This window comes from Amycolatopsis sp. SB7-3 (assembly GCF_041021335.1).
GTDB lineage: Bacteria > Actinomycetota > Actinomycetes > Mycobacteriales > Pseudonocardiaceae > Amycolatopsis > Amycolatopsis japonica.
In genome coordinates, this window is record NZ_JBFPJQ010000009.1 from 135,168 (window position 1) to 159,589 (window position 24,422).

At 69.0% G+C, this 24,422-nt stretch carries 23 protein-coding genes and 2 tRNA genes; 9 read left to right on the forward strand and 16 right to left on the reverse strand.

Annotation, left to right across the window (positions count from 1 at the left end; all coding sequences use genetic code 11):
* Positions 1 to 139 precede the first annotated feature (139 nt).
* Positions 140 to 760 (forward strand): DSBA oxidoreductase, encoded by a 621-nt coding sequence (locus tag AB8M46_RS38375; RefSeq protein ID WP_037347628.1) that lies wholly within the window; start codon positions 140 to 142, stop codon positions 758 to 760.
* Here the strand turns inward: AB8M46_RS38375 and AB8M46_RS38380 are convergent.
* Positions 757 to 1,560: an MBL fold metallo-hydrolase gene (locus AB8M46_RS38380; protein ID WP_394363367.1), complete on the reverse strand. Its 804-nt coding sequence runs from the start codon at positions 1,558 to 1,560 to the stop codon at positions 757 to 759. The genes AB8M46_RS38375 and AB8M46_RS38380 overlap by 4 nt on opposite strands.
* The gene (locus tag AB8M46_RS38385; RefSeq protein ID WP_394363368.1) at positions 1,557 to 2,276 is read right to left on the reverse strand and encodes a 2-phosphosulfolactate phosphatase; all 720 of its coding nucleotides are present in this window, start codon (positions 2,274 to 2,276) and stop codon (positions 1,557 to 1,559) included. The genes AB8M46_RS38380 and AB8M46_RS38385 overlap by 4 nt, the downstream gene beginning before the upstream one ends.
* A gap of 45 nt (positions 2,277 to 2,321) precedes the next feature.
* Between AB8M46_RS38385 and AB8M46_RS38390 the strand changes: the two genes are divergently transcribed.
* Together AB8M46_RS38390 and AB8M46_RS38395 are read left to right on the forward strand one after the other, a co-directional pair.
* Entirely contained in the window at positions 2,322 to 2,795 is a 474-nt protein-coding gene (locus AB8M46_RS38390) for a ribose-5-phosphate isomerase (RefSeq protein WP_007034718.1), read from the forward strand.
* A 1-nt stretch (position 2,796) separates the two neighbouring features.
* Positions 2,797 to 3,606: an Fpg/Nei family DNA glycosylase gene (locus AB8M46_RS38395; protein WP_125695381.1), complete on the forward strand. Its 810-nt coding sequence runs from the start codon at positions 2,797 to 2,799 to the stop codon at positions 3,604 to 3,606.
* A gap of 87 nt (positions 3,607 to 3,693) precedes the next feature.
* On the opposite strand, the gene AB8M46_RS38400 is transcribed toward AB8M46_RS38395, so the two are convergent.
* Positions 3,694 to 4,482: a hypothetical protein gene (locus AB8M46_RS38400; protein WP_073846418.1), complete on the reverse strand. Its 789-nt coding sequence runs from the start codon at positions 4,480 to 4,482 to the stop codon at positions 3,694 to 3,696.
* Between the two features lie 111 nt (positions 4,483 to 4,593).
* Here AB8M46_RS38400 and AB8M46_RS38405 point away from each other — a divergent pair, with 111 nt between their 5' ends.
* Together AB8M46_RS38405 and AB8M46_RS38410 are read left to right on the forward strand one after the other, a co-directional pair.
* Positions 4,594 to 5,469, forward strand: coding sequence for a TIGR03619 family F420-dependent LLM class oxidoreductase (locus AB8M46_RS38405; RefSeq protein WP_350584900.1), 876 nt, complete (start codon positions 4,594 to 4,596; stop codon positions 5,467 to 5,469).
* 3 nt (positions 5,470 to 5,472) lie between these two features.
* Positions 5,473 to 5,919, forward strand: a complete 447-nt coding sequence (locus AB8M46_RS38410; RefSeq protein WP_037347622.1) for a nuclear transport factor 2 family protein — start codon at positions 5,473 to 5,475, stop codon at positions 5,917 to 5,919.
* Here AB8M46_RS38410 and AB8M46_RS38415 read toward each other — a convergent pair.
* From AB8M46_RS38415 to AB8M46_RS38455, 9 genes are all read right to left on the reverse strand, one after another.
* The gene (locus tag AB8M46_RS38415; protein WP_350591501.1) at positions 5,916 to 7,130 is read right to left on the reverse strand and encodes a sigma-70 family RNA polymerase sigma factor; all 1,215 of its coding nucleotides are present in this window, start codon (positions 7,128 to 7,130) and stop codon (positions 5,916 to 5,918) included. The genes AB8M46_RS38410 and AB8M46_RS38415 overlap by 4 nt on opposite strands.
* A gap of 71 nt (positions 7,131 to 7,201) precedes the next feature.
* Positions 7,202 to 8,104 carry a TauD/TfdA family dioxygenase gene (locus tag AB8M46_RS38420; RefSeq protein ID WP_037347617.1) on the reverse strand — a complete coding sequence of 301 codons (903 nt, stop codon included), beginning with the start codon at positions 8,102 to 8,104 and terminating at the stop codon, positions 7,202 to 7,204.
* Positions 8,101 to 9,423 (reverse strand): LLM class flavin-dependent oxidoreductase, encoded by a 1,323-nt coding sequence (locus AB8M46_RS38425; RefSeq protein WP_394363369.1) that lies wholly within the window; start codon positions 9,421 to 9,423, stop codon positions 8,101 to 8,103. Before AB8M46_RS38425 ends, AB8M46_RS38420 begins: the two co-directional genes overlap by 4 nt.
* Positions 9,420 to 10,259, reverse strand: a complete 840-nt coding sequence (locus AB8M46_RS38430; protein ID WP_037347614.1) for an ABC transporter permease — start codon at positions 10,257 to 10,259, stop codon at positions 9,420 to 9,422. The genes AB8M46_RS38425 and AB8M46_RS38430 overlap by 4 nt, the downstream gene beginning before the upstream one ends.
* On the reverse strand, positions 10,259 to 11,020 hold the full coding sequence (locus tag AB8M46_RS38435) for an ABC transporter ATP-binding protein (protein WP_037347611.1): 762 nt from the start codon (positions 11,018 to 11,020) through the stop codon (positions 10,259 to 10,261). The genes AB8M46_RS38430 and AB8M46_RS38435 overlap by 1 nt, the downstream gene beginning before the upstream one ends.
* Positions 11,017 to 12,036, reverse strand: coding sequence for an ABC transporter substrate-binding protein (locus AB8M46_RS38440; RefSeq protein WP_394363370.1), 1,020 nt, complete (start codon positions 12,034 to 12,036; stop codon positions 11,017 to 11,019). Before AB8M46_RS38440 ends, AB8M46_RS38435 begins: the two co-directional genes overlap by 4 nt.
* 90 nt (positions 12,037 to 12,126) lie before the next feature.
* A complete protein-coding gene (locus AB8M46_RS38445; RefSeq protein ID WP_350591492.1) occupies positions 12,127 to 13,293 on the reverse strand; it encodes an ROK family transcriptional regulator in 1,167 nt (388 codons plus the stop codon).
* A 60-nt stretch (positions 13,294 to 13,353) separates the two neighbouring features.
* The gene (locus AB8M46_RS38450; RefSeq protein WP_037347831.1) at positions 13,354 to 13,794 is read right to left on the reverse strand and encodes a GNAT family N-acetyltransferase; all 441 of its coding nucleotides are present in this window, start codon (positions 13,792 to 13,794) and stop codon (positions 13,354 to 13,356) included.
* Between the two features lie 175 nt (positions 13,795 to 13,969).
* Positions 13,970 to 14,043 (reverse strand) — tRNA-Pro (locus AB8M46_RS38455).
* 84 nt (positions 14,044 to 14,127) lie between these two features.
* Between AB8M46_RS38455 and AB8M46_RS38460 the strand changes: the two genes are divergently transcribed.
* Positions 14,128 to 14,201, forward strand: a tRNA-Gly gene (locus AB8M46_RS38460).
* A 209-nt stretch (positions 14,202 to 14,410) separates the two neighbouring features.
* Here the strand turns inward: AB8M46_RS38460 and AB8M46_RS38465 are convergent.
* Positions 14,411 to 19,090 (reverse strand): HAMP domain-containing protein, encoded by a 4,680-nt coding sequence (locus AB8M46_RS38465; protein ID WP_394363371.1) that lies wholly within the window; start codon positions 19,088 to 19,090, stop codon positions 14,411 to 14,413.
* 130 nt (positions 19,091 to 19,220) lie between these two features.
* Between AB8M46_RS38465 and AB8M46_RS38470 the strand changes: the two genes are divergently transcribed.
* Positions 19,221 to 20,798 (forward strand): SpoIIE family protein phosphatase, encoded by a 1,578-nt coding sequence (locus AB8M46_RS38470; RefSeq protein ID WP_394363372.1) that lies wholly within the window; start codon positions 19,221 to 19,223, stop codon positions 20,796 to 20,798.
* On the opposite strand, the gene AB8M46_RS38475 is transcribed toward AB8M46_RS38470, so the two are convergent.
* Positions 20,781 to 21,788, reverse strand: coding sequence for a DNA topoisomerase IB (locus AB8M46_RS38475; RefSeq protein ID WP_394363373.1), 1,008 nt, complete (start codon positions 21,786 to 21,788; stop codon positions 20,781 to 20,783). The two genes, AB8M46_RS38470 and AB8M46_RS38475, sit on opposite strands and share 18 nt — an antisense overlap.
* A gap of 97 nt (positions 21,789 to 21,885) precedes the next feature.
* On the opposite strand from AB8M46_RS38475, the gene AB8M46_RS38480 reads away from it, so the two are divergent.
* A complete protein-coding gene (locus tag AB8M46_RS38480; protein ID WP_394363374.1) occupies positions 21,886 to 22,428 on the forward strand; it encodes a type 1 glutamine amidotransferase domain-containing protein in 543 nt (180 codons plus the stop codon).
* 59 nt (positions 22,429 to 22,487) lie between these two features.
* Positions 22,488 to 22,661, forward strand: a complete 174-nt coding sequence (locus AB8M46_RS38485) for a hypothetical protein (protein WP_162836917.1) — start codon at positions 22,488 to 22,490, stop codon at positions 22,659 to 22,661.
* On the opposite strand, the gene AB8M46_RS38490 is transcribed toward AB8M46_RS38485, so the two are convergent.
* Both AB8M46_RS38490 and AB8M46_RS38495 read right to left on the reverse strand, forming a co-directional pair.
* Positions 22,654 to 23,040 carry a hypothetical protein gene (locus AB8M46_RS38490; RefSeq protein ID WP_037347603.1) on the reverse strand — a complete coding sequence of 129 codons (387 nt, stop codon included), beginning with the start codon at positions 23,038 to 23,040 and terminating at the stop codon, positions 22,654 to 22,656. The two genes, AB8M46_RS38485 and AB8M46_RS38490, sit on opposite strands and share 8 nt — an antisense overlap.
* Positions 23,041 to 23,088: 48 nt before the next feature.
* Positions 23,089 to 24,405 carry a serine/threonine-protein kinase gene (locus tag AB8M46_RS38495; protein WP_394363375.1) on the reverse strand — a complete coding sequence of 439 codons (1,317 nt, stop codon included), beginning with the start codon at positions 24,403 to 24,405 and terminating at the stop codon, positions 23,089 to 23,091.
* Positions 24,406 to 24,422 lie beyond the last annotated feature (17 nt).

Sequence of the window (24,422 nt, forward strand, 5' to 3'; positions counted from 1 at the left end):
TGGTTTCCAACTACAGGCATCCAATCATGTCGGAGCCCGTGCTGACGACGGGAACAACGCCGACGGCGGCGATGTTGGCCGCTGTGTAGCACTGTGTGTGTACCGGACCACCCCAAGACGATGGCACTGGGAGAACCTGATGACCGCCCCGTCCGAGAAGACCAAGGTCGACTTCTACTTCGACCCGATCTGCCCCTTCGCCTGGATCAGCTCGCGTTGGATCCTCGAAGTGGAGAAGCACCGCGACCTCGACCTGAGGTTCCGGATCATGAGCCTGTCCGAGCTCAACAGCGGCCGTGAGGACCTGCCTGAGCAGTACAAGGAGCTGCTGGAGCGCGGCTGGGGCCCCGTCCGCGTCGCCACCGCGCTGGCGCAGAAGAACGGCGAAGAGGCCCTGCGCGACTTCTACACGGAGTTCGGCACGCGCCACCACAACCAGGGCGACAAGGACATCCCGAAGGTCATCAAGGAGACCCTCGAGGCCATCGGTGCCCCGGCCGAGCTGGCCGAGGCCGCCGAGTCGACCGAGTACGACGAAGCGCTCAAAAAGAGTCACTACGAAGGTATGAATCCGGTCGGAATGGACGTCGGCACCCCGACCATCCACATCGACGGTGTCGCCTTCTTCGGCCCGGTGCTCAGCTCGATCCCGCGGGGCGAGGACGCCGTCAAGGTGTTCGACGGCGCCCGCGCGCTGGCGAGCTACCCGGACTTCTTCGAGCTGAAGCGCACCCGGTCCGGTGAGCTGAACTTCGACTAAGGAGTTTCCAGGGCAGCCCTGGTGACATCTTCGGGGTAGGAGGACCTCACGACGGCTTCGTCCGTCGTGAGGTCTCCCGCCGCGATCCCGGTCTTGAGCGCGATGAGTTCGCGCAGCCCGTCGCGGTGCTTCTCGATGAAGGCGGTGTCGACGGGGTCTCCGTGCCCGGCGACGATGATCTTCGGCTCCAGCGCGAGGATCGCGTCCATCACGTCCGGCCATTCGGCCAGGAAGCTGCCGTCGTTGAAGGAGAACGCGCTGAAGCCGGCTTCGGCGTTCTCGACGGCGTCGCCCGCGTAGACCACGCCCGCGTCGGGCACGTGCACGAACAGGTCGTGATCCGTGTGGGCTCGCCCGAGGAAGCGCAGCACGACGGTGCGGCCACCGAGGGCGATCTCGGCGGTGTCGACGACGGGTTTGTCCGGCAGGGTGATTTCGGTGCGCTCCAGCGCCTCCGCCATCTCCGGGCGGTTTTCGCCGAGGTAGTGCTGGATCCATTTGAGCCGTGCGCCGTCGCCGTAGGTGGTCAGCTCGGTCAGGCACCCTTCGTGCGCCCAGACGTCGCACGGCAGGAACGCCGTCGTGCCGAAGGCGTGATCGAAATGCGCGTGGGTGTAGACGACCGACCACGGTAGCGGCGTGATCTCCCGCACCGCCGCGGCCAGTTCAGCACCCTGGTCGACGTCACCGCGCACGTCGACGACCAGGCAGCGCTCGCTGCCCACGACGAGGCCGACGGTCAGGTCCAGCTCCTCGTAACGGCGGGCGTACACGCCGTCCGCGAGTTCGAGCCAAGTCACGAATCCTCCAGAATTCCGTTGCGCAGCACGGGAACCGTGCCGCTCGTGTCGAGCTCGGCTGCCAGCTTCACGTCGTTCGCATGCCCCGCCTCGGCGAGCTCGCGCCCTGAAGAACACTCTGTCAGTGCTTCGGCGATGTCGATCGCTTTTGCCGCGACGGCGGCGAGACGGGCTTCGGCGGACAGGCGACCGTAGCCGTCCAGGGCCGCGACGATCGCGCCCGCGCCGAGCTGGTCCTCGACGCACGGCCTCAGCGGCCCGAAAGTCTTGACCTCGGTGCGCATGTCGATGCCCCAGCGTTCCCCGGCCGGGATGACACCGATCGGTCGTCCGTCCGCGAGTTCCGCCGCGCGGGCGGCGACGGCGGACGCGTTGCGCAGACAGCCCGCCAGAACCCGGGCACCGGTCGTGGCGGCGGCGTCGCAGAGCGTGGCGCCGTTGGGAGACGGCAGCGCCAGAAGCGTGCCGGAAGGGATTTCCGTCACAGACGAAGGTCGCAAAGTCCATTCGCTTTCACCCGCGAGGATGGCGCCCCGCGCTTTCGCGGCCTCCTCGCCGCGGTGATCGCGCCAGCGGACCGGCAGCACGCGGCCACCGTTCCCCAGGACGAGATCCGTTGTGGTGCAGAAGGAAAGCACGTCGACCACGACGAGCACGGCGCAGTCCGCGCCCAAGGCGGTGGCCCCCTCGGGTCCCCATTCGAGCCTGATGTCCACCCCCACAGCATGCCCGCGCCGGAACGTGATGGCAGACTCCGCGCTGTGCGTGTTTACCTTGGCTCCGACCATGCCGGTTTCGAACTGAAGAACCACCTCGTGGCCCACCTCAAGGAGCAGGGCCACGACGTCGAGGACGTCGGCCCCTTCGTCTACGACGCGGCCGACGACTACCCCGCGTTCTGCATCGAGGCGGCCCGCCGCGTCGTCGCGGACGAGGGCAGCCTCGGCATCGTCGTCGGCGGCTCCGGCAACGGCGAGCAGATCGCGGCCAACAAGGTGAAGGGCGCTCGCGCCGGCCTCGCGTGGAGCGTCGAGACCGCGAAGCTCACCCGCGAGCACAACCACGCCCAGCTGATCGGCGTCGGCGCGCGGATGCACACCACCGAAGAGGCCACGGAGATCGTCGAGGCGTTCCTCGCGACCCCGCCGAGCCCGGACGAGCGCCACGGCCGCCGCGTCCAGCAGATCCTGGACTACGAGAACACCGGCTGGCCGCCGCCGCTTCCCGAGCACTGACATGCCCGAGGGGCACACGCTCCATCGCTTGGCACGTCTGCACAAACGCCGTTTCGCCGGTCACCCGGTCGAGGTGAGCAGTCCGCAGGGACGGTTCGCCGCCGAAGCGTCCCGTTTGGACGGCCGGGTGCTGGTGAAGGCCGAGGCGTACGGGAAACACCTGTTCCACGACTACGGTCCACACGGGACGGTGCACGTCCACCTCGGCCTCTACGGCACGTTCTCCGACGAGCCGCTGCCCGCTCCCGAGCCCGTCGGGCAGGTGCGGATGCGGCTGGCGGGTCCGACGCATTACGCCGACCTGCGCGGCCCGACGCGGTGCGAACTCCTCGACGCGCCGCAGGTCGACGCGATCAAGGCGCGGTTGGGCCCGGATCCGCTGCGGCGTGACGCCAAGCCGGACAAGGCGTGGGAACGGATCTCGCGGTCGAAGACGTCGATCGCGGCGCTGCTGATGGACCAGTCGGTGCTGGCGGGCGTCGGCAACGTGTATCGCGCCGAAGTGCTGTTCCGGCACGGTGTCGCCCCGCTCGTCCCGGGCCGCGCGCTCGATCGCGGGCTGTGGGACGACATGTGGGCGGATCTGGTGACGCTCATGCGGCACGGTGTCCGAGTGGGACGGATCGACACGGTCGCGCCGGAGCATCTGCCCGAGGTCACCGGCCGCGCGCCGCGGCAGGACCGGCACGGTGGCGAGGTCTACGTCTACCGGCGCGAGGGGATGCCGTGTCTCGTGTGCGGGACAGCGGTGCTGCGGAGCGATCTGGCGGCGCGGAACCTCTTCTGGTGCCCGACCTGCCAGCCCGCCTGAGGAACTTCCCGACGCTATGAAAGGTCCTTTCCTTGCGAAATTTGCAAGGAAAGGACCTTTCATAGCGCTTGAAGGGCGGGGCGCGGGCTAGAAGTCGAAGCCTCCGCCATCGAACCCGCCGCCGTCGAAGCCGCCACCATCGAAGCCGCCGCCGTCGAACCCACCGGCGTCCCCGCCCATGTCGCCTCCGGCGTCGCCCGCGTCACCGCCGGCACCCGCGTCCTCCTGGCCCGCGTCGTAACCCGACTCCCAGGCCGACGCGCTCGCGATCCCCGCCATCCCGGAGAACATCGCGCTGAACAGCAGCATCGAGCCGAGACCCCAGGCACCGGCGACGAGCGCGGGCTTCCACCACGGCTCGCTGTACCAGCCCTGCGGCACCGGACGGCCCGCCACCCGGCCACCGGGGTAGTAGTGCGGCGTGCGCTGGCTCGGATCCGGCGAAGCCTCGTAGTGCTCGCCCTCGACGTCCACCGAGCGGTACTCGGTGACCTTGCCCGCCCGATCGCGCTCTTCGCTGCCGGGCAGTTCCGGACCGGGGTCCATACCCATCGCCAGCCGCGCCGCGCGGACGTAATAGAGCCCCTCGATGGCGGTCTCGCGCACCAGCCGGGCCTGCTCGACGGTCTGCGCCTGCTCCATCTGGGAGCCGGCGGCGGTGAAACGTTCGGACGCGTCCGCCATCGCCTGCTGGGAGGCGGTGTCCGTGCCGGTGAGGTTCATGACCTGACCGCCCAGTCGTTCGACGAGGCGCCGTGCGTCCGCCTTCGCGTCGTCCAGCTGGCGTTTCTTGGCCGCCGCCTGGGATTTCGCGAAGTAGATGCCGCCGCCCACCACGACGACGAGGAGCACGATCAGGAAGATCGCGGTGCCCATGGGTTCAACTCCAGGAATCGTTCGGCCTTTGACCGGATCAACGCGGGGAACCCGCCGGGGGTTCCCGCGCGCACTGGCGGGCGAAACTAGAACACGTTATAGTTCGGCTCCATGAAGTTCACCCTGTCGATCGCGATGAATCCGCTCGATCAGCTGGGCGAGCTCGCCCGGGCCGCCGAAGAGGCGGGTTTCTCCTCGATCGCGCTCCCGGATTCCCTGTTCTATTCCGAAACGGTCTCGGCCGACTATCCGTACACGCCCGACGGCAGCCGCTTCTGGACCGAGGAGACGCCCTGGGCCGATCCGCTGGTCGCGGCCGCCTCGATGGGCGCCGTCACCGAGCGGCTCACCTTCTACACCTCCGTGCTCAAACTCGGCTCCCGCAACCCGGTCCTGCTCGCCCGCCAGGTCAACTCGGTCGCGGCACTGACCGGTGGCCGTTTCGGGCTCGGGCTCGGCGTCGGCTGGTCACCGGAGGAGTTCCGCTGGTGCGGCGCGCCGTACGAGAAGCGCGGCAAACGCGTCGACGAGGCCATCGAGGTGCTGCGCCTGATCCTCGACGGCGGGATGGTCGAGTTCCACGGCGAGTTCTTCGACTTCGACAAGCTCCGCATGAGCCCGACACCGCCGTCGCGGGTGCCGTTCTACATCGGCGGCCACACCGACGTCGCGCTGCGCCGGGCGGCCCGCGTCGCCGACGGCTGGTCTTCGGCGATGATGAAGTTCGACGACCTGGCCGACACGATCGCCAAACTGCGCGGGCTGCTGGCCGAACAGGGCCGCGCCGAAGATCCCTTCGAGTATCAGGCCGTCTGCATCGACAAGTTCGGTCTCGACGGCTATCGCGAGCAGGGCGACATCGGCGTCACCGACATCATCACCATGCCGTGGGTGTTCGACGGCCTCGGTTTCGACGCCGAGGTCGGCCCGAAGCTCGATTCCATCAAGAAGTTCGGCGACGAGATCATCGCGAAGATCGGAGACTGAACCATGGGTGTCGACGTCTGCTGGGATCCGGCCGCCGAGCAGCCGCCCGCGCGGCAGGCCGCGTTCGCTTCGATGACCGCGGTCACCGCGGGGGACAAGTCCGCCTGGCTCGGACTCTTCGCCGGCGACGCCGTTGTCGAGGACCCGATCGGCAAGTCGATGTTCGACGAAGAAGGCAAGGGACACCACGGGCACGACGGGATCAGTGCCTTCTGGGACAAGACGATCGCCAACGTCGAACGCTTCCGGTTCACCATCCGCGATTCCCACGCGGCCGGCGACGAGGTCGCGAACGTCGGCACGATCACCACGTACCTGCCCGGTGGCTACCGCGTCGACACCGACGGCGTGTTCGTCTACCGGGTGCGCGAGGACGGGCTGATCGTGTCGATGCGCGCGTTCTGGGAGACCGAGCGCGCCCTGGCCACGGCCCGCAAGGCCGAAGACTAGGCGAGCCGCTCCGCGCGCCGGGTCAGGTACTGCCGCTCGGGTTCGCTGGCCGTCTTCCCGGCCGCCCGGAGGTAGGCCTCGCGCGCGGCGCCGGTGTCCCCGGCCAGTTCCAGCAGGTGCCCGCGGACGGAATCGAGCCGGTGCGTCTGGCTCATCCGGCTGTCGTCGTCGAGCGTGGCCAGCAGTTCCAGACCCGCTTCCGGCCCGTTGACCTCGGCGACCGCGACGGCGCGGTTGAGTGTGACGACGGGTCCGGGCGAGACCTTTTCGAGGACGTCGTAGAGCGCGAGGATCTGGGGCCAGTCCGTGTCGGCCGCGGTGGCCGCCTCGGAGTGGACGGCGGCGATCGCGGCCTGCACCTGGTACGGCCCGACCGGACCCGACTCCAGCGCCTCGCTCACCAGCGAAACCCCTTCGGCGATCGTTTCCGCGTTCCAGCGCGTGCGGTCCTGCTCGGCGAGCGGGACAAGCGAGCCGTCGTCGCCGGCGCGGGCGGCCCGGCGTGCGTCGGTCAGCAGCATCAGCGCGAGCAGGCCGGTGACCTCGTCCTCGTCGGGCATGAGCCGCCGCAGCAGCCGGGTGAGCCGGATCGCCTCCGCGGTCAGGTCGGCGCGGTGCAGGTCGGGGCCGCCGCTGGTCGTGTAGCCCTCGTTGAAGATCAGGTACAGCACCTGGAGGACGACGCGGAGCCGTTCGCCGAGTTCCGCGGACGGCGGCAGGACGAACTCGGCGCCCGCCTTCTTGATGGTCTGTTTCGCGCGGCTGATCCGCTGGGCGAGGGTCGATTCCGGGACCAGGAACGCGTTCGCGATCTCGCCCGTGGTCAGCCCGCCGACGGCGCGCAGCGTGAGCGCGAGTTGCGACGGCGCGGACAGGGAAGGGTGGCAGCACAGGAAAAGGACGGTGAGGGTGTCGTCCGAATCGGACACCGTGGCCGGAGTGGGGTCCATCAGCGCGTCGTTCTCTTCGCGCCGCCGCCGTGCGCTTTCGCTGCGCCACTCGTCGACCAGCCGCCGTGACGCGACCGTCGCGAGCCAGGACTTCGGGCTGTCCGGGACGCCCTGCTCCGGCCATTGCTGCGCGGCCGAGAGCAGGGCCTCCTGGACGGCGTCCTCGCAGGCGTCGAACTGCCCGTGCTTGCGCACCAGCAACCCGATGACCTGCGGGGCCAGCTCCCTCAGGAGCGCTTCCACCTGACGATCGGTCTTCACGACGCCAGTCTTACCGCATTTAGTCCTCTGGATGCGGTTGGTACGCATCCAGAGGACTAAATGCGGGGATGTCAGGCGACGGGGGAGTAGTGCGAAGCGTCGCCTTCGAGGGATTCGCTGGGCACCCCGTCGATGCCCACCGGGACGTCGCCCGCCACGGTCACGCGGTTCAGGCGGCGGGGCAGGTCGTCGTAGTTGTCGACGGCGTAGTGCTGGGTGATGCGGTTGTCGAACAGCACCAGCTGATTCGGCTCCCAGCTCACCCGGACGACGTTCTCCGGCCGGGTCACGTACGACTGCAGCAGCCGCAGGATGTCCCGCGACTCGCCCTTCGACAGCCCGATGATCCGCTGCGCGAATCCGCCGATGTACAGCCCGCGTTCCCCGGTCACCGGATGCACCCGCACCACGGGGTGGACCGTGCGGAACTTCTGCGAGACGAACACCGCGCGGCGTTCCCGCTCCGCGTCGTCGAGGGTCTCGGGCGCCTTCGCGTAGTCGTAGTCGTTGGTGTGCTCGGCGCGCAGCGTGTCGGCGAACGCCCGGAGCGGCTCCGGCAGATCCCGGTACGCGGCGGCCGAGTTGGCGATCAGCGTCTCCCCGCCGTACGGAGGGACGACCAGGCTGCGCAGCGTGCTGGCCTTCGGCGGGTTGTGCACGAAGGTGACGTCGGTGTGCCACTGGTTCGCGCGGCCCTGTTCGCTGTCGACCGGCAGGATCGCGGGTTCGCCGTCCACCGACGGGACGGTCGGGTGCGCCTTGGTCAGTTCGCCGAAGTGCTCGGCGAACCGCTGCTGGCCCGCGTCGTCGAGGTCGACATCGCGGAAGACGAGCGCCTTGTGCTCGTGCAGGGCGTCGGTCACGAACGCGACGGTCGCGGCGTCGAGTTCCTTGGCCGGGTCGACGCCGAGCACCTGCGCGCCGATCCTGCCGGTGATCTTGCGGACTTCGACCTGGGTGTTGAGGGCGGTCATGCGGCGTGCTCCTTCACTGGGGTGCGGTGGACTGGGCGGGCGAGGCCGTAGTGGCCGCGCAAGGTCGTGGCGGTGTACTCGGTGCGGAAAAGGCCGCGTCTCTGCAGTTCGGGCACCACGAGGTCGACGAAGTCCTCGAGACCTCCCGGCAGCGTGGGCGGCATGACGTTGAAGCCGTCCGCGGCGCCTTCGGTGAACCAGTGCTCCAGTTGGTCGGCCACCTGCGTGGCGGTTCCGGCGAAGACGCGGTGTCCCCGGCCACCCGCCAGCCGCTCGATCAGCTGACGGATGGTGAGGTTCTCGCGTCGCGCCAGACCCGTGACCAGCTCGAACCGGCTCTGAGCGCCCTCGGTGAACGTGCCGACGTCGGGCAGCGGACCGTCGAGCGGGTACGGCGTCAGGTCGTGGTCGAGCATGTTCGACAGCTGCCGCACGCCGTACGCGGGCGTGATGAGGGCGTTGAGCTCGGCCTCGCGTTCCTTCGCTTCGGCCTCGGTACGCCCCAGGATCGGGCTGATCCCCGGCAGGATCTTGATCTCCTCCGGTGAGCGGCCGTACTTCGCGAGCCTTCCCTTGACGTCGTCGTAGAAGGCCTTGCCCTCGGCGAAGGTCTGCTGCGCGGTGAACACCGCCTCGGCGAACCGGGCCGCGTACTCCTTGCCCGTCTCCGACGAACCGGCCTGGACGAGCAACGGATGTCCCTGCACCGGACGCGGGATGTTGAGCGGGCCGCGGACCTGGAAATGCGGGCCGTTGTGGTCGATCGGGTGGATGCGGTCGGTGTCGGCGTAGACGCCGCTCGCCTTGTCGATCACCGCCGCGTCGTCGTCCCAGCTGTCCCAGAGTTTCTTGGCCACTTCGACGAATTCGGTGGCACGCTCGTAGCGCAGCGCGTGCGCCGGCCGGGCGTCGCGGTTGAAGTTGCGCGCCTCGTCCTCGCCCGCCGACGTCACGATGTTCCAGCCCGCGCGCCCGCCGCTGAGGTGGTCGAGCGAGGCGAACTTCCGCGCCAGGTGGTACGGCTCGTTGTAGGTCGTCGACGCGGTGGCGATCAGCCCGATGTGTTCGGTCGCCCCGGCCAGCGCGGAAAGCAACGTCAGCGGCTCGAACAGGGTGTGGGAGTTGTAGCGGACGTTGCCCCACAAGGCGACACCGTCGGCGAGGAACAGCGAATCCAGCTTGCCGCGCTCCGCCGTGCGGGCGATGTCGACGTAGTGCTTCAGCGTCGCGGCGCGGTGCGGATCCGTGCTCGGATGCCGCCACGCCGCCTCGTGATGACCGTTCGGCATCACGAACGCGTTGAGGTGTAAGTGCTTCACGCCTTCTCCTTGACACGCCAGGTGGAGAACCGCCGCTCCAGTGCGACGAAGCCCGCGTTGATGGCCAGGCCCAGCACCGACACCGTGATGATCGCGGCGTACATCTGCTGGATCTGGAAGTTGACCTGCGAGTTGTTGATCAGATAGCCGAGCCCGGCCTTGGCGCCGACCATCTCGGCGGCGATGAGGATGAGGATCGAATACGCCGCCGCCATCCGGATCCCGGTGAAGATGGTCGGCACCGCCGACGGCAGGATCACCTTCCGGAACAGGCTGGGGCTCGACAGCCCGAGTGAGCGCGCGGCCTTGACCAGCAACGGATCCACGGTGTTCACCCCGGCGATCGTGTTGAGCAGCACCGGCCAGACGCAGGCGTAGACGATCAGCGCGATCTTGGACACCTCGCCGATGCCGAGCAGGAGCGTGAACACCGGCAGCAGGGCCAGCGCGGCGGTGTTGCGGGCCAGTTCCAGCAACGGGTTCAGGAACTCGGCGAGCGGCCGGTACCAGGCGATCAGCAGGCCGAGCGGCACCGAGACGCCCACCGCGATGACGAATCCGGCGGCGGACCGGCCGAGGCTCGCCAGCAGATGGTCGGCGAGCTGCCCGTTGAGGATCAGCTCCCAGAGCGCGACGAGGTCTTCCGACAGCGGCGGGAGGAAGGTCCTCGTGCCTTCGTCGAGCAGGTATTGGGGAGCCAGCTCCCAGAGGGCGAGGAAGAGCAGGATCGCCGCCGAACTGCGGAAAGCCTTGCGTAACGGGTTCTTCTTCTTGCGGGGTCGCTCGGCGGCCTTCAGTCCAGTGTGGACTTTCGGCGCTTCGAGGGTGGCGGTCATCAGGCGGCCCTCCGGATCTCGTCGTGCAGCAGTTCCCACAGCCGATGGCGATGGGCCACGAAGGCGGGCGCCGAGCGCAGGTCGTCGTTCGAGCGGTCGCCGAGGTCGATGTCGACGACGTCCTTGAGCCTGCCCGGCCGGGACGTGAGCACCGCGACCTTCTGTCCTAAGTAGACGGCTTCCTCGATGCTGTGGGTGATGAAGACGATGGTCTTGCCGGTGCGTTTCCAGATCCGGCGCAACTCCTCTTGCAGGAGTTCGCGGGTCTGGGAGTCCAGCGCGGCGTACGGCTCGTCCATCAGCAGCACGTCCGGGTCGTACGCGAGGCTTCTCGCGATCGCGACCCGTTGTTTCATACCACCGGAAAGCTGATGGGGGAGATGGTCTTCGAAGCCGGAAAGCCCGACCAGGTCGAGGAATTCCCGCGCTCGCTCGGCGCGCTGTCGTTTGTTCAGGGTGCCGCCTTCGAGGCCGAACTCGACGTTGGCCCGCGCGGTGCGCCAGGGGAACAACGCGTACTGCTGGAACACGACCCCGCGATCCAGTCCCGGCCCGGTGACGGGTTTCCCGTCGATCAGGACCTCGCCGGAGGTGGGTTTCGCGAGCCCGCCGAGCAGATCGAGCAGTGTGGACTTGCCGGAACCGCTCGGCCCGACGAGGGAGAGGAACGTGCCGTCCTCGATGTCGAGGGAGACGTCGTCGAGCGCGGTCAACGCGCCGAAGGTCTTGGTGACCGAGCGCAGGCTGATCTTGGCGGTCATGCGCCACCGCCTTCGCGGTACGGGTTGAACTCGTTGGTGTAGATCTTCTTGAGGTCGAGCTGGTCGTTCTTGATGAACCCGGACTGCTTGAGCCAGTCCGTCCAGAGCGTGTAGTCGTTGTCGGAGATCAGCCCGCCCTTGGTGACACCGGGGCTCTTCCAGTACTTGAGCGTTTCGGTGTTCTCGTTGCGGCCGCGGTTCTGGATGATCTTGGTGAACCGGGCGATCACCTCCTCGCGCGGAGTGGTGCGCGCCCACTCGATCGCCTTGGCCACGCCGGTGACGAAGGTTTTCGTGGTCTCCGGGTACTTCTTGATGAAGTCGGTCCGCAGCACGTACGGCCCGCCGTTGTACGGTCCGAACGCCTCGACGTCCTTCACGATCGGCCGCACCCCGCCTCCCGCGAGGGCTCGGTCCTGGAGGACGCCGTTGAGCGCGGCGACGTCGATCTGGCCGTTGCGCAGGGCCTGTTCGGTGTTGATCGGGGGCAGGACGACGAGCTGTACCTGGTCGATCTCGGCGTCGGTGAGGCCGTTGCGCTTGAGCCAGGTGTCGAGGGCTGCCTCCAGGTTCGCGCCGACGGTGTTGACGCCGACCTTCTTGCCGATGAGGTCACGCGCGGTGCGGATCGGGCTGTCCTCCTTGACGTAGAAGCCCAAAAAGGTCTTCTCGTCGGAGCCGTAGTAGTTGACGACGGCCTTGATCGGGGCGCCGGCGTCGACGAGTTTGGCGACCGCGCCGGTGAAGGCGCCGCCGAAGTCGGTCTGGTCGGTCGCGGCGGACTGGATGTCCTGCGGTCCGCTGATCGTGTTGCCGACCCATTTGAGTTTGACCGGGCCGAAGTAGCCGAGGTCTTCGGCGAGTTCGGGGAAGGTGACGTTGTTCGCCGACCCCTGGTAGCGGAGTTCGAGTTTCTCCGGCTGCCCGGCCGCGCCCGCCGGGGTCGCGGAGGCGCCGCAGCCCGACAGCGCCAATCCGGCGAGGAGCGCGGCGATCAAGGGCACTGGTTTCTTCACGGTGGGCTCTTTCGTTCGGGTTCGCGTCGTTGAAGAAGATTCTTCGCAGGCCCGGCGGAGAGCGTCAATTTTGCGATTTAGTGAAGTAATTCAGGATGCGTTGGCGAGGTTCGTGAAAAGCGGATCTTCGTAGAGGGCGTTCAGCATGACCGCCGCGCCGGCCGTCGCCAGCTCGGTACCCGGAAAGCTCGACGCCACAACGTTTTTCTCCGCGTCCTGGCAGATCCAGGAGCGCTGGGCGACCTCGTCCCGGATCGTGGAAAGGCAGCCGTCGACGTCGCGTACACTCTGGTCGAGCACGATGAGGATTTCCGGATTGAGGACGTCGAACAGCAAGGCGGCGGCCTGTCCGATGATTCTCGCGCGTTCCCGGAAAAGGGCGACGGCGCCTTTGTTTCCCGATGCCGCCAAATGGAGCACATCGGTGAAATCCGGTTCTTCGATGATTCGCGCTTCGACGGCTTTGCGGGCGATCGTGCGCTCGGACACCGTCGCTTCGAGACAGCCGGATCGCCCGCAACGGCAAGGTTCCTCGCTGTCGTCCACCCGCAAATGCGCGACGGCGCCCGCCGCCGACCTCGGTCCATGATGGACGGTGTCCCCGGTCGCGAAGGCGGCGTCGACCACGTTGCCGGTGAACAACTGCACGACACTGCTCCGCGCTCGCGGTTGCCCCAGCAGACGTTCGGCGTGGATGAGCGCCCGCGAATGCCCGTCGACGCGGACGTCGAGACCGGTGACCTCCGTGAGCAGTTCGCGCAACGGGACCCCGCGCCAGCCGAGCAACCCGTGCTCCACCACCGTTCCCGAGGCCTCGTCGACCCATCCGCCGGTCGCCACCCCCAGCCCGAGTGGCGTCCGCTCCGGCGCGTGTCCCACGAGGAGGTCGTCGAGCAGCTCCGCGATCTGCGCCGCCTGCACGGCCGGCTCGGCGCCGTGATGCGGGGCTTCCAGCTGTGCCAACACTTTCCCGCGCAGATCGAGCAACCCGACGGTGAGATGGTCGACCGCGACATGTGCTCCGCACACCACGAACCGCTCGGTGTCGAGCTCCAGCGGCACATACGGCCTGCCGACCGCGCCCGCGACCTCGGGCAGCTCGATGAGGAACCCGCGGCGCATCAGCTCCGCGACATGCCCCGTGACGGCCGCGGCACTCAGCCCGGTGCGGCGCGCGATGGTGCTGCGCGCTATCGCTCCTTCGTCCAGCACCACGCGGAGCACCGCGCTGGCACTGGCGCTCCGCCTGCCGGTCACGGTGCCGATGTTCGCAAGCGGGTGGCGGTGGGCCTAGGGCTCTCACCATCCGGGAGCTGGTCAGGTGGTCAGTTCGCGGAAGAACTTGGCGCTGCGTTCGCACCGGTCCTCGTACCCCCGCGCCCGGTAGAAGGCGTGCGCGCCGGTCCGGCGGCGGGAACTGCTGACCTCCATCGCGCCGCAGCCCCACCGCAGCGCCTGCTCTTCGGCGGCGGTGATCAGTGCGCGGCCGACGCCGGTGCCGCGTCGCGTCTCGTCCACCACCAGGGCCACGATCCGTCCCACGGCGCCTTCCCGCTCGAGAAGCGGGATCGCGACCACCGCGATGACCCCGGCCACGGTGCCGTCGGACTCGGCGACGAACGCGGCACCTTCGGGATGACGGGCCCAGCGTTCGAGCCGGCCGCGTACGTCGGTCTCGGTGTTGTCGGGATAGCCGAGCTCGGCGAGGAGGGTGGTCACGGCGGGGGCGTCGGTGGCGCGGGCGTGGCGGATCTCCATGATCGCCATCATGCCGCTGACCCGGAGTGAGGGGTGTGTGGATCTCGGGTCATCGACAACCGGACCCGGCGGCAGCGAAACCGTGAAGGCGGAGGGTCGCTGAGCGCGGCGCCCACCCTCGAACCGGCGAGGTCAAGCCGAAACGCCGGTGAAACCGCAGGTCGATGACCTTGAGTCGGGCTGACAGGATTTGAACCTGCGACCCTCCGCTCCCAAAGCGGATGCGCTACCAAGCTGCGCCACAGCCCGTGGCTTCCCCGATCTCCCGGGGGGTGTGCGCACAGCCTAGCGGGTCACGCTAAGCTGTTTTCGCACCCGGTACTTCGGGGGCACGCGGGTGTAGCTCAATGGTAGAGCCCTAGTCTTCCAAACTAGCTACGCGGGTTCGATTCCCGTCACCCGCTCCACAGCTCCACATCAGAACCCGCAGGCGTCTGGCCTGCGGGTTCTTTCGCGTCCGGGGGCGGAAGTCCGCGTGTCCTGAAGGCCCCCTTTGAGACATCCAACGTCTCAAAGGGGGCCTTCAGGACAAGCGCCAGCAGGGGTCCAGGTGGTCGTGAGTGGCGTTTCGGGTTCTAACCCGAAACGCCACTCACGACCAACCCGGCCCAACGCCTCAGTCCGACTCGGCGGGTGCCACGGCCTGCGAGAGGCCGCTGGAGGCGGCATCCGCCTCCAGGTGGGCCGCGATCAGGTCCAGCAGCTTGTCGGTGTCGACCGGCTTGGTGACGTAGTCGTCAGCGCCCGAAGCGAGCGTCCGCGCCTTGTCCTCCGCGGTCGCCTTCGCAGTGACGGCGATCACAGGCAGGTCTTCGTGCGCGGCCTCGGCGCGGATCGCGGTGATCGTGGCGTTGCCGTCCAGTTCGGGCATCATCACGTCCATCAGGACGAGCGCGGTGTCCTCATGCCGTTCCAGCGCCCGGATGCCCGCGACGCCGGTCTCGGCGTAGATGACCTCCAGGCCGTTGCGTTCCAGCACGGCGGCCAGCGCGAAGACGTTGCGCAGGTCGTCGTCGACGATCAGGATCTTCTCGCCGTGGAACCGCTGCGACGGCGTCACCGGGATCACCTGCGGTACGGCCATGATCAGCGGGACACCACTCGCCGCGGCGGACGTCGGGACCACCAGGTTCGCCGCGCTCACCGGCAGGTACAGGGTGAACGTGCTGCCCTTGCCGGGCTCGCTGCGGACCCGCAGTTCGCCGCCGAGCAGTTCCGTCAGCTGCTGGCTGATCGACAGGCCCAGCCCGGTGCCGCCGTATTTGCGGCTCGTCGTGCCGTCGGCCTGGCGGAACGCGTCGAAGATGATCGCGAGTTTGTCCGGCGCGATGCCGATCCCGGTGTCCTCCACGGCGAACGCGAGGACGCCGGGGGCGTTGCGGAGCGAGTCGGCCTCGACCTCGCCCGGGTCGGCCATCCGGATGTGCAGGCGCACGCCGCCCTCGTCGGTGAACTTCGCCGCGTTGGACAGCAGGTTCCGCAGCACCTGCTGTACGCGGTGTTCGTCGGTGTGGATCGACGACGGCACCGGCGGGTCGATGAGGACGGCGAACTCCAGGCCCTTGTCCGAGGTGAGCGGACGGCAGATCGATTCGACGTACTCGACCAGCTCGGGCAGCGTGACGTCGGACATCTGCAGGTCCAGGTGGCCGGCCTCGACCTTGGCCATGTCGAGGATGTCGTTGATCAGCTGCTGCAGGTCGCTGCCCGCCGAGTAGATCGTCCGCGCGAACTGGACCTGCTTCTCCGACAGGTTCCCGTCCGGGTTCTCCGAGAGCAGTTTCGCGAGGATCAGCGCGCTGTTGAGCGGGGTCCGCAGTTCGTGCGACATGTTCGCCATGAACTCGGATTTGTACTGCGACGCCATGGTCAGCTGCCCGGCACGCTCTTCGAGCTCCTGCCGCGCCTGCTCGATCTCGCTGTTCTTGACCTCGATGTCGCGGTTCTGCTGCGCCAGCAGTGCCGCCTTCTCCGCGAGATCCGTGTTGGACCGGCGCAGTTCCCGTTGCTGCGCCTGCAACTGCTCGGACCGCGCGCGCAGTTCCTGTGCCAGGCGCTGGGATTCGGTCAGCAGCGCTTCGGTGCGCGAGTTGGACTGGATGGTGCTGACGTTGACCGCGATGGTCTCCTTCAGCTGTTCCAGCAGGTCGATGTGCACGGTGCTGAAGGCGTTGATGGTCGCCAGTTCCAGCACCCCGAGCACCTCGCCCTGGAACAGCACCGGCAGCACGATCACGTTGACCGGCGCGGCCGAACCCAGTCCCGACGAGATGAGCGCGTACTCCGGCGGCGCTTCGTGGACCAGTATCGTGCGCCGGTCGACGGCGGCCTGCCCGATGAGCGATTCGCCGGGGGAGAACCGCAGCCCGTTCTGGGATTTCGCCAGCCCGTAGGTGGCGATGCTCTCCAGGACCACCTCTTCCTGCTCGTCTTCGCGGGCCAGGAAGAACGCGCCCTGCTGCGCGGACACCAGCGGCGTCAGCTCGGACAGGATCAGCGTCGCCACCGACGCGAGGTCGCGGTGCCCCTGCATGAGAGCGGACAGCCGCGCGAGGTTGGTCTTGAGCCAGTCCTGCTCGCGGTTCGCCCGGGTGGTCTCCTTCAGGTTCGCGATCATCTGGTTGATGTTGTCCTTGAGTTCGGCCACCTCCCCGGACGCGTCGACGGTGATGTGCCGGGTCAGATCGCCGGCGGTCACCGCGGTGGCCACCTGCGCGATCGCGCGCACCTGGGTGGTCAGGTTCCCGGCCAGCTGGTTCACGCTTTCGGTCAGCCGCGACCACGTGCCCGCGACGCCGGGCACCTCCGCCTGGCCGCCGAGCGTGCCGTCCGTGCCCACTTCGCGGGCGACTCGGGTGACTTCGGAGGCGAAGGCCGAGAGCTGGTCGACCATCGTGTTGATGGTCGTCTTGAGTTCGAGGATCTCGCCGCGCGCGTCGATGTCGATCTTCTTCGACAGATCGCCCTGCGCCACCGCGGTGGTCACCGTCGCGATGCTGCGGACCTGGCCGGTCAGGTTGTCGGCCATGACGTTCACGTTGTCCGTCAACGCCTTCCACGTGCCCGCCACGTTCGGCACGCGGGCCTGGCCGCCGAGGATGCCTTCCGTGCCGACCTCGCGGGCGACGCGGGTGACCTCGTCGGCGAACGCGCGCAGCGTCTCGACCATGCTGTTGATCGTCTCGGCGAGGACGGCGACCTCGCCCTGCGCGTCGATCGAGATCTTCTTCGACAGGTCGCCGTTCGCCACCGCGGTGGTCACCGTCGCGATGCTCCGCACCTGGTCGGTGAGGTTGGTGGCCATGACGTTGACGTTGTCGGTGAGGTCCTTCCACGTCCCGGCGACGCCGCGCACCTGCGCCTGGCCGCCGAGCTTGCCTTCGGTGCCGACCTCGCGCGACACCCGGGTGACCTCGTCGGCGAACGCCGAAAGCTGGTCGACCATGATGTTGACGGTGTTCTTGAGCTCCAGGATCTCGCCGCGCGCGTCGACGATGATCTTCTGCGTCAGGTCGCCCTTCGCGACGGCGGTGGTGACCTGGGCGATGTTGCGGACCTGGTCGGTCAGGTTCTTCGCCATGAAGTTGACGTTGTCGGTCAGGTCCTTCCACGTCCCGGCCACGCCCGGCACCTGCGCCTGACCGCCGAGCCGCCCGTCGCTGCCGACCTCGCGGGCCACTCGCGTGACCTCGTCGGCGAACGACGAGAGCTGGTCGACCATCGTGTTCAGGGTGTTCTTGAGTTCGAGGATCTCGCCCTTGGCGTCGACGGCGATCTTCTGCGAGAGGTCGCCCTTCGCCACCGCCGTGGCCACCTGGGCGATGTTGCGGACCTGCGCGGTGAGGTTGTTCGCCATGAAGTTGACCGACCCGGTGAGGTCGCGCCACGTCCCGGCGACGCCCGGCACCTGCGCCTGGCCGCCCAGCTGACCTTCCGTGCCGACCTCACGCGCGACTCGCGTGACTTCGTCGGCGAACGACGACAGCTGATCCACCATCGTGTTGACGGTCGTCTTCAGTTCGAGGATCTCGCCGCGCGCGTCGACCGTGATCTTCTGCGTCAGGTCGCCCTTCGCGACGGCGGTGGTGACCTGGGCGATGTTGCGGACCTGGTCGGTCAGGTTGTCCGCCATCTGGTTCACCGAGTCGGTGAGCCCGCGCCACGTCCCGGCGACCCCGGGCACCTGCGCCTGGCCGCCGAGCCGGCCTTCGCTGCCGACCTCGCGCGCGACGCGCGTGACTTCGTCGGCGAACGACGAGAGCTGGTCGACCATCGTGTTCAGGGTGTTCTTGAGTTCGAGGATCTCGCCCTTGGCGTCGACGTTGATCTTCTGCGAGAGGTCGCCCTTCGCCACCGCCGTGGCCACCTGGGCGATGTTGCGGACCTGGTCGGTCAGGTTGTCCGCCATCAGGTTCACCGAGTCGGTGAGGTCGCGCCAGGTGCCGGCCGCGCCGGGGACCTGCGCCTGACCGCCGAGACGGCCTTCGCTTCCCACCTCGCGCGACACCCGGGTCACTTCGTCGGCGAACGCCGAGAGCTGGTCGACCATGATGTTGACGGTGTTCTTGAGCTCCAGGATCTCGCCGCGCGCGTCGACGTTGATCTTCTGGGTCAGGTCGCCCCGCGCCACCGCGGTGGTCACCTGGGCGATGTTGCGGACCTGGTCGGTCAGGTTGCTGGCCATCACGTTGACGTTGTCGGTGAGATCACGCCAGGTGCCCGCCACCCCCGGCACCTCGGCCTGACCGCCGAGCCGTCCTTCGGTGGCGATCTCGCGGGCCACTCTGGTGACCTCGGTCGCGAACCGCGAAAGCTGCTTGATCAGGCCGTTGACCGTCTTCGCGACTTCGGCGAACTGACCCTGCAGCGGCCGTCCGCCGACCTCCAGGGGCATCGGCTCGGACAGATCGCCCTCGGCGACCGCGCCGAGGACGCGGTTGAGCTCGGCCGTGGGCCTGCTCACGTCTTCGATCAGCCCGTTGACGACGTCGACCGCGGTCGCCCAGCCGCCGGGACCGATCTCGGCCGCGACGCGCTCGGTCAGCCTGCCTTCCTTGCCGACCGCCTCGCGGACGCGCAGGAGTTCGGTCACCAGTCGCTGGTTCCGTTCGGCGATGTCGTTGAAGGCGCCCGCGAGCTGGGCCGCGAGCCCGTCGCCGTGCGCCACCAGCCGCCGCCGGAAGTTGCCGTCCCCGAGGTCACGAGCCGCCGCGAGCAGGCGTTCCAGGGTCGCTTCGTCCACCTGGCCGCCACCACCTTCCACGGGGAGCCGGTCCCTTTGGGAGTGCTGTGTCATCTGTGTCGACCCTCTCCACCACGCATGCCAAGCCATGGTCGTCGCATCAGCGTGCCATGATTCGACCTACACTTCGAGCCAGTCCGCCCGCTCACACTGCGCTACCCGCCAGGCAGGAGGAGGTCCGGGAATGGTGTCACGGCCGGCCCCGGCCTCGACGTCGCTCCCCTCGGAGTCGTCGACGGCGACCAGCGAGGGCGCGCTGCCCGAATCCGGGCGGTTCTGGCGTGAGCTGCTGGAAGACGTCCGTGACGCGGTGCTCGTGCAGGACGTCGGCGGCGCGTTGCGCTGGTCGAACCCCGCCGCCCGCGAGCTGTTCGGCGGCGGCCGCCCGATACTGACCGCCGAAGGTCCCGACGTCGGGCATGTCGAGCACACCGGCCGCCGGTTCCCGGCCCGGATCCGGACGCTGCCCGGCGGCTGGCACGCGTGGACGGTGACCTCCGCGGTCGCGGCCGACGGCCCGCGCGTGGACGGATTCCTCGCCGCTTCGGGCCCCAGGCTCGCCTCCGCGCGAGGACGGCACGGAACGGCGAAGGTGATCGCCGAGGTCGCCGCCGCCGAGCTCGCCGACTGCGTGTTCGTGCTGCTGCCGACCACGCGGGGCCGGTGGGAATGGTGGAGCTGCGATCACCGCACCAACCACGGGCACGGCCGGATCCGCCGGGTCCCGGTCCAGCTCGCGCCGGTGCTCGCCGGCACCTTCGCCTCCACCGAGGAACTCGAAGCCAAAGCGGTGCCGGAGGAGGAGATCGCGACGCTACCCGCGATCGTCGCGGAACGGCTCGCCGTCCATCCGTCCGTGACCGTGGTCTCACTCGGCTTCGACGGCGGCGCCGGGGTCACCGGGGCGGTGGTGCTCGGCAGGCGCGGCGCGCCCGCGTTCGGCGAGGACCACCCGCGCGCGGTGACCGAATTCGCCCGTGCGGCCGGGACGGCGCTGGCGAACGCGCATCGCTACGCCCGCCAGGAAGAGGCCACCCGCGGCCTGGAGACCACCCTGCGCCCGACACCGCCGCCGGACGTCCACGGCGTCAAATTCGACGTCTGGTACGAGCCGTCGGGCGGTCTGCTCGACGTCGGCGGCGACTTCTACGACGTCCTGCCGCGCGAAAGCGGCGGCGCGATGTTCGTCCTCGGCGACGTCTGCGGGAAGGGCGCCGAGGCGGCCGCGCTCACCGGCCGGGTCCGGCAGACCCTCGCCGCGCTCGACCTCGTCGAGCACGACAACACCACGTTGCTGAGCCTGCTCAACTCCCTGCTCATCACCGGCGGCAGCGGCCGGTTCGCCACGCTGGTGCTCGGTTCGGTGCTGGCGAACGAAGACGGTCTCGGCGTCACCTTGGCGTCCGGTGGCCATCCCGCGCCGCTGGTGGTGCGCCGCCGTGGCGGCGTCGACGAGATCACCCTGCCCGGCACGCTGGTCGGGATCTCGCCGCAGGCCCGGTTCGCCGAGACGGCCATCCGGCTGGGCGAGGGCGATGTCTGCCTGCTCTACACCGACGGCATCACCGAAGCACGCCACCACGAGCGGCCGTCGGACCTGTTCGGCGACGAGCGGCTGCGTGAACTGCTGGCCGGCTGCCGGGGGATGTCCGGCCGCGAGGTGGTCGCCCGGATCCGCACCGCGGTGCGGGCATGGCTCGGCAGCGGGACGCACGACGACATCGCCGTCCTCGCCATCGAGGCCTCACGACCCGCTCAGTAGCCGCACCACCGCCCGCTCCACGATGTCGCGGGCCTCGTCGGGATCGGAGACCTTCCGCGCCCGTCGCGTCGCACGCGCGATCGTCCGGTCCCGGCGGTAGGCGGTGATCACGCGCGGGTCCACATAGGACCGTCGTGCCACGGCGGGCGTGTTGCCCAGTCCTTCGGCCACTTCGGTCATCACCGCCTTCTCGACCCGCTTCAAACCTCTTTCGCTGGACGGCTTTTCGGTCTCCGCGAAGGCCGAAGCGGCCAGGACGGTGGCGTTCCAGGTGCGCAGGTCCTTGGCCGTGAAGTCGTCGCCTGTGAGTTCCTTGAACCGCTCGTTGAGGTCTTCGGCCCGGATCTCCTGCCATCCGCGACCGTTCCGGTAGGCGAGCAGGCGCACCTCGTCACCGCGGGCCCGCCTGAGCGAGCGGATCAGCCGGACGAGGTCCTCGTCCCGCAGCCGGACCTTCCGCTGGATCCCGCCTTTCGCCGGATAGTCGCAAAGAAGGCAGCCCTCCCGGATCGAAACGTGCTCGCACAGCAGGGTCGCCACCCCGTGCGTGCCGTTCTCGTCGGCGTAGCTTTCGCCACCGGTCCTGAACACGCCGAGGTCGAGCATGCGGAGCGCGCCGGCGAGCACCCGTTCGCGGGTGAAGCCGCGGGAAGCGAGATCCTCCCGGATGGTCCGGCGCAGCCGGGGGAGCCGCCGCGCCAGCGCGAGGACGCGCTCGTGCTTCTCCTCGTCGCGGGCCCGTCGCCATTCGCCGTGGTAGAGATACTGCTTCCGGCCTGCGTCGTCGACGCCGACGGCCTGGATGTGGGCGTTCTCGTGCGGCGAGATCCACACGCGCCGCCACGCGGGCGGGATCGCCAGCGCCTCGATGCGCTCGATCGTCTCCTCGTCCTTCAACGGTTCGCCGTCCGGCGTCAGGTAGCCGAAACCCCGGCCTCTTCGCCGCCTCCCGATACCTGGGGAGCCCAGATCCGCTCGCCGCAATCGCATGCGCGGCGAATACCCCCGGTGATCGCGGTTCATGCCCATGGTTCGGCGAGGCCGCCACGGGGTAGCCGGGGGCGAAGACGACTTCAGGAGGGAACCGATGACGACATCGCTGAACGGACGCCGCGTGGCCATCCTCGCCGCGGACGGCGTGGAACAGGTCGAACTGGTCGAACCGCGCAAGGCGGTCACGGACGCCGGGGCGACGGCCGAGCTCGTCTCGCTGGAATCCGGCGAGATCCAGGCCATGAACGGCGACATCGACAAGGCGGACAAGTTCACCGTCGACCGGGTCGTCAAGGACGTCACCGTCGACGACTTCGACGCGCTCGTGCTGCCCGGCGGCACGATGAATCCGGACAACCTGCGCGTGGACGAGAACGCCGTCCGCTTCGTGCGCGACTTCGTGAACAGCGGGAAGCCGGTCGGGGTGATCTGTCACGGGCCGTGGACGCTGGTCGAGGCCGACGTGGTCCGCGGCCGCACGCTCACGTCGTATCCGAGTGTGCGCACCGACATCCGCAACGCCGGCGGCACCGTCGTCGACCAGGAGGTGGTCGACGACAACGGCCTGATCTCCAGCCGGAACCCCGACGACCTCCCCGCGTTCTGCGCCGCGATCGTGGCCCGATTCGCCGGATAAACGAGTGGCGCGCGTCACAATGATGGGGGATCGTGGTGGGCAGAGGAGGAGGTGCCGCGATGACCGTGCATGCCAGACGCTACGGCCGTTGGTGCCGTGAGCACTTCGAGACGGAGCACGCACCGGAGCAGCCGTCGGCCGAGACCGAGGCCGCCCCGGAGGTCACCGACGCCCAGGCCGAGCAGGCCCAGGCCGGTGACGCTCCGGAAGCGAGACCGGGCTCGCTCAACTGAGCGGTCGCCGGTACCAGACCCGCTTCGGGCCGGGCAGGCCGATCCGCGACACCAGATCGGTCACCACGCCGCCGATGATCAGCCACAGCAGTGCGGCGAGGCCGTCGTTGAACAGCGTCCGGGGTTTGATCCCTTCCGGGGTGAACAGGTTCCGCAGCCCGAGCGAGACCGCTCGCGACCACTGGTCGATCAGCTGCGCGAACCCGTTCCCCGGATTGGCTTCGCCGAACACCAGCAGGATGTGCACGATCAGCACCAGCGCGAAGATCCAGCAGATCGCGTGGACGAGGGCGTTGACGATCCGCACGACACGGATCCTGGCGGGCGTCTGTTCGACGATCTCTTCCGGTGGCTCACGCGGGTCGTTGATGTAGGTCATCGCCGTCTCCCATCATCGTCCACTGTGGACACCCGGCCGGGCGGTCGCTCAGTCGGGAGGGCCTGGCTTGCTCTTCGTCGGCGGGCTCGGCCGGGTCTTGCTCGGCTTGCCCGAGGTGCTCTGCCGCTCGCTGGCGGCGGTCGTTTCCCTGGGTGTCGAGGTGGCGTCGACGCTTTCGGTGGCACCGGGCGGATCCGCGGAGGCGGGCGCGTCTTCGGTCACGACGACAGTGGCGTTGCTGGCCTTCGGGCCGCGGGTGGCCACCTCGGCCACTTCCGAGGACCGGGGCCCCTGGCCCGCCACCGGGGCGGACGAGCCGGTCGCCGCGGGGGGTAGCAGGCCGCCCGGCAGGCCGGGCTGGTCCGCCGGGGTCTGGTTCACCGCGAGCAGCACCCCGACGGTGATCGCGGCGGCGGGCGCGCTGATGGCGGCGACCACGGCCGCCCGTTTGCGGGTGGCGGGCGCGAGATGGGCGACCTTCGTACCGGTGGAATCCTCCAGCAGGATCCGGGAGATCGCCGCGGCCGTCGGGCGCTGCGACGGTTTCCGCGCGGTCATCCCGCGCAACAGCGTGGTCATGGTGGCCGACAGGCCGGCGGGGATCCGCGGCGGCCGGTGCAGCCGTCCGACCGCGGCCTCGACCGGGGTCCCGGTGTACTCCCGTTCCCCGGACAGGCATTCGAGCAGGACCAGGCCGAGCGAATAGACGTCGGCGGGCGGGCCGACGTTCTCGCCACGGACCTGTTCGGGCGCCATGTACGCCGCCGTGCCGACGACACCGCCGGTCTCGGTCACCCTGGTCGCGTCGAAGGCGTGCGCCACGCCGAAGTCGCCGATCAGCGGGCCGTCGTCGGCGATCAGGATGTTCGCCGGTTTGAGGTCGCGGTGGGTGATGCCGTGCGCGTGGACGTGCGCGAGCGCGTCGGCCAGCCGGGCGGTCAGCTCGACGACCTCGTCCTGGGGGAGTGGTCCGGAGCGCAGCCGCTGGGCCAGGTTCGGCCCGTCGACCAGGCGCATCGTGAGGTAGGTGTAGCCGTCGTCGGTGCCCGCGTCGTACAGCGGGACGAGCCCGGGGTGGCGGACCGCGCTGAGCGTCTGGATCTCCTGCTGGCGGCGGCGCTCGTCCCGGGTCATCGTGTCGGCGTGGAACAGCTTCAGCGCCACTTCGCGCTGTTCGAGCAGGTCGCGTGCGCGGAAGACGCGTGCGGTGGCGCCGCGTCCGAGCAGCTCGCCGACCTCGTAGCGGCCGGCGAGTTTGCGCGGGAGATGGTCCGGGTCGTGGACGTTCAGGCTGAACCGGCGTTGAGTGGTCCCGGCATCGGGTTCCTCCTCGTCACCACCAGCACGCGAACCCGCGTCGTCCATCGGGGGTTACCTCCGTC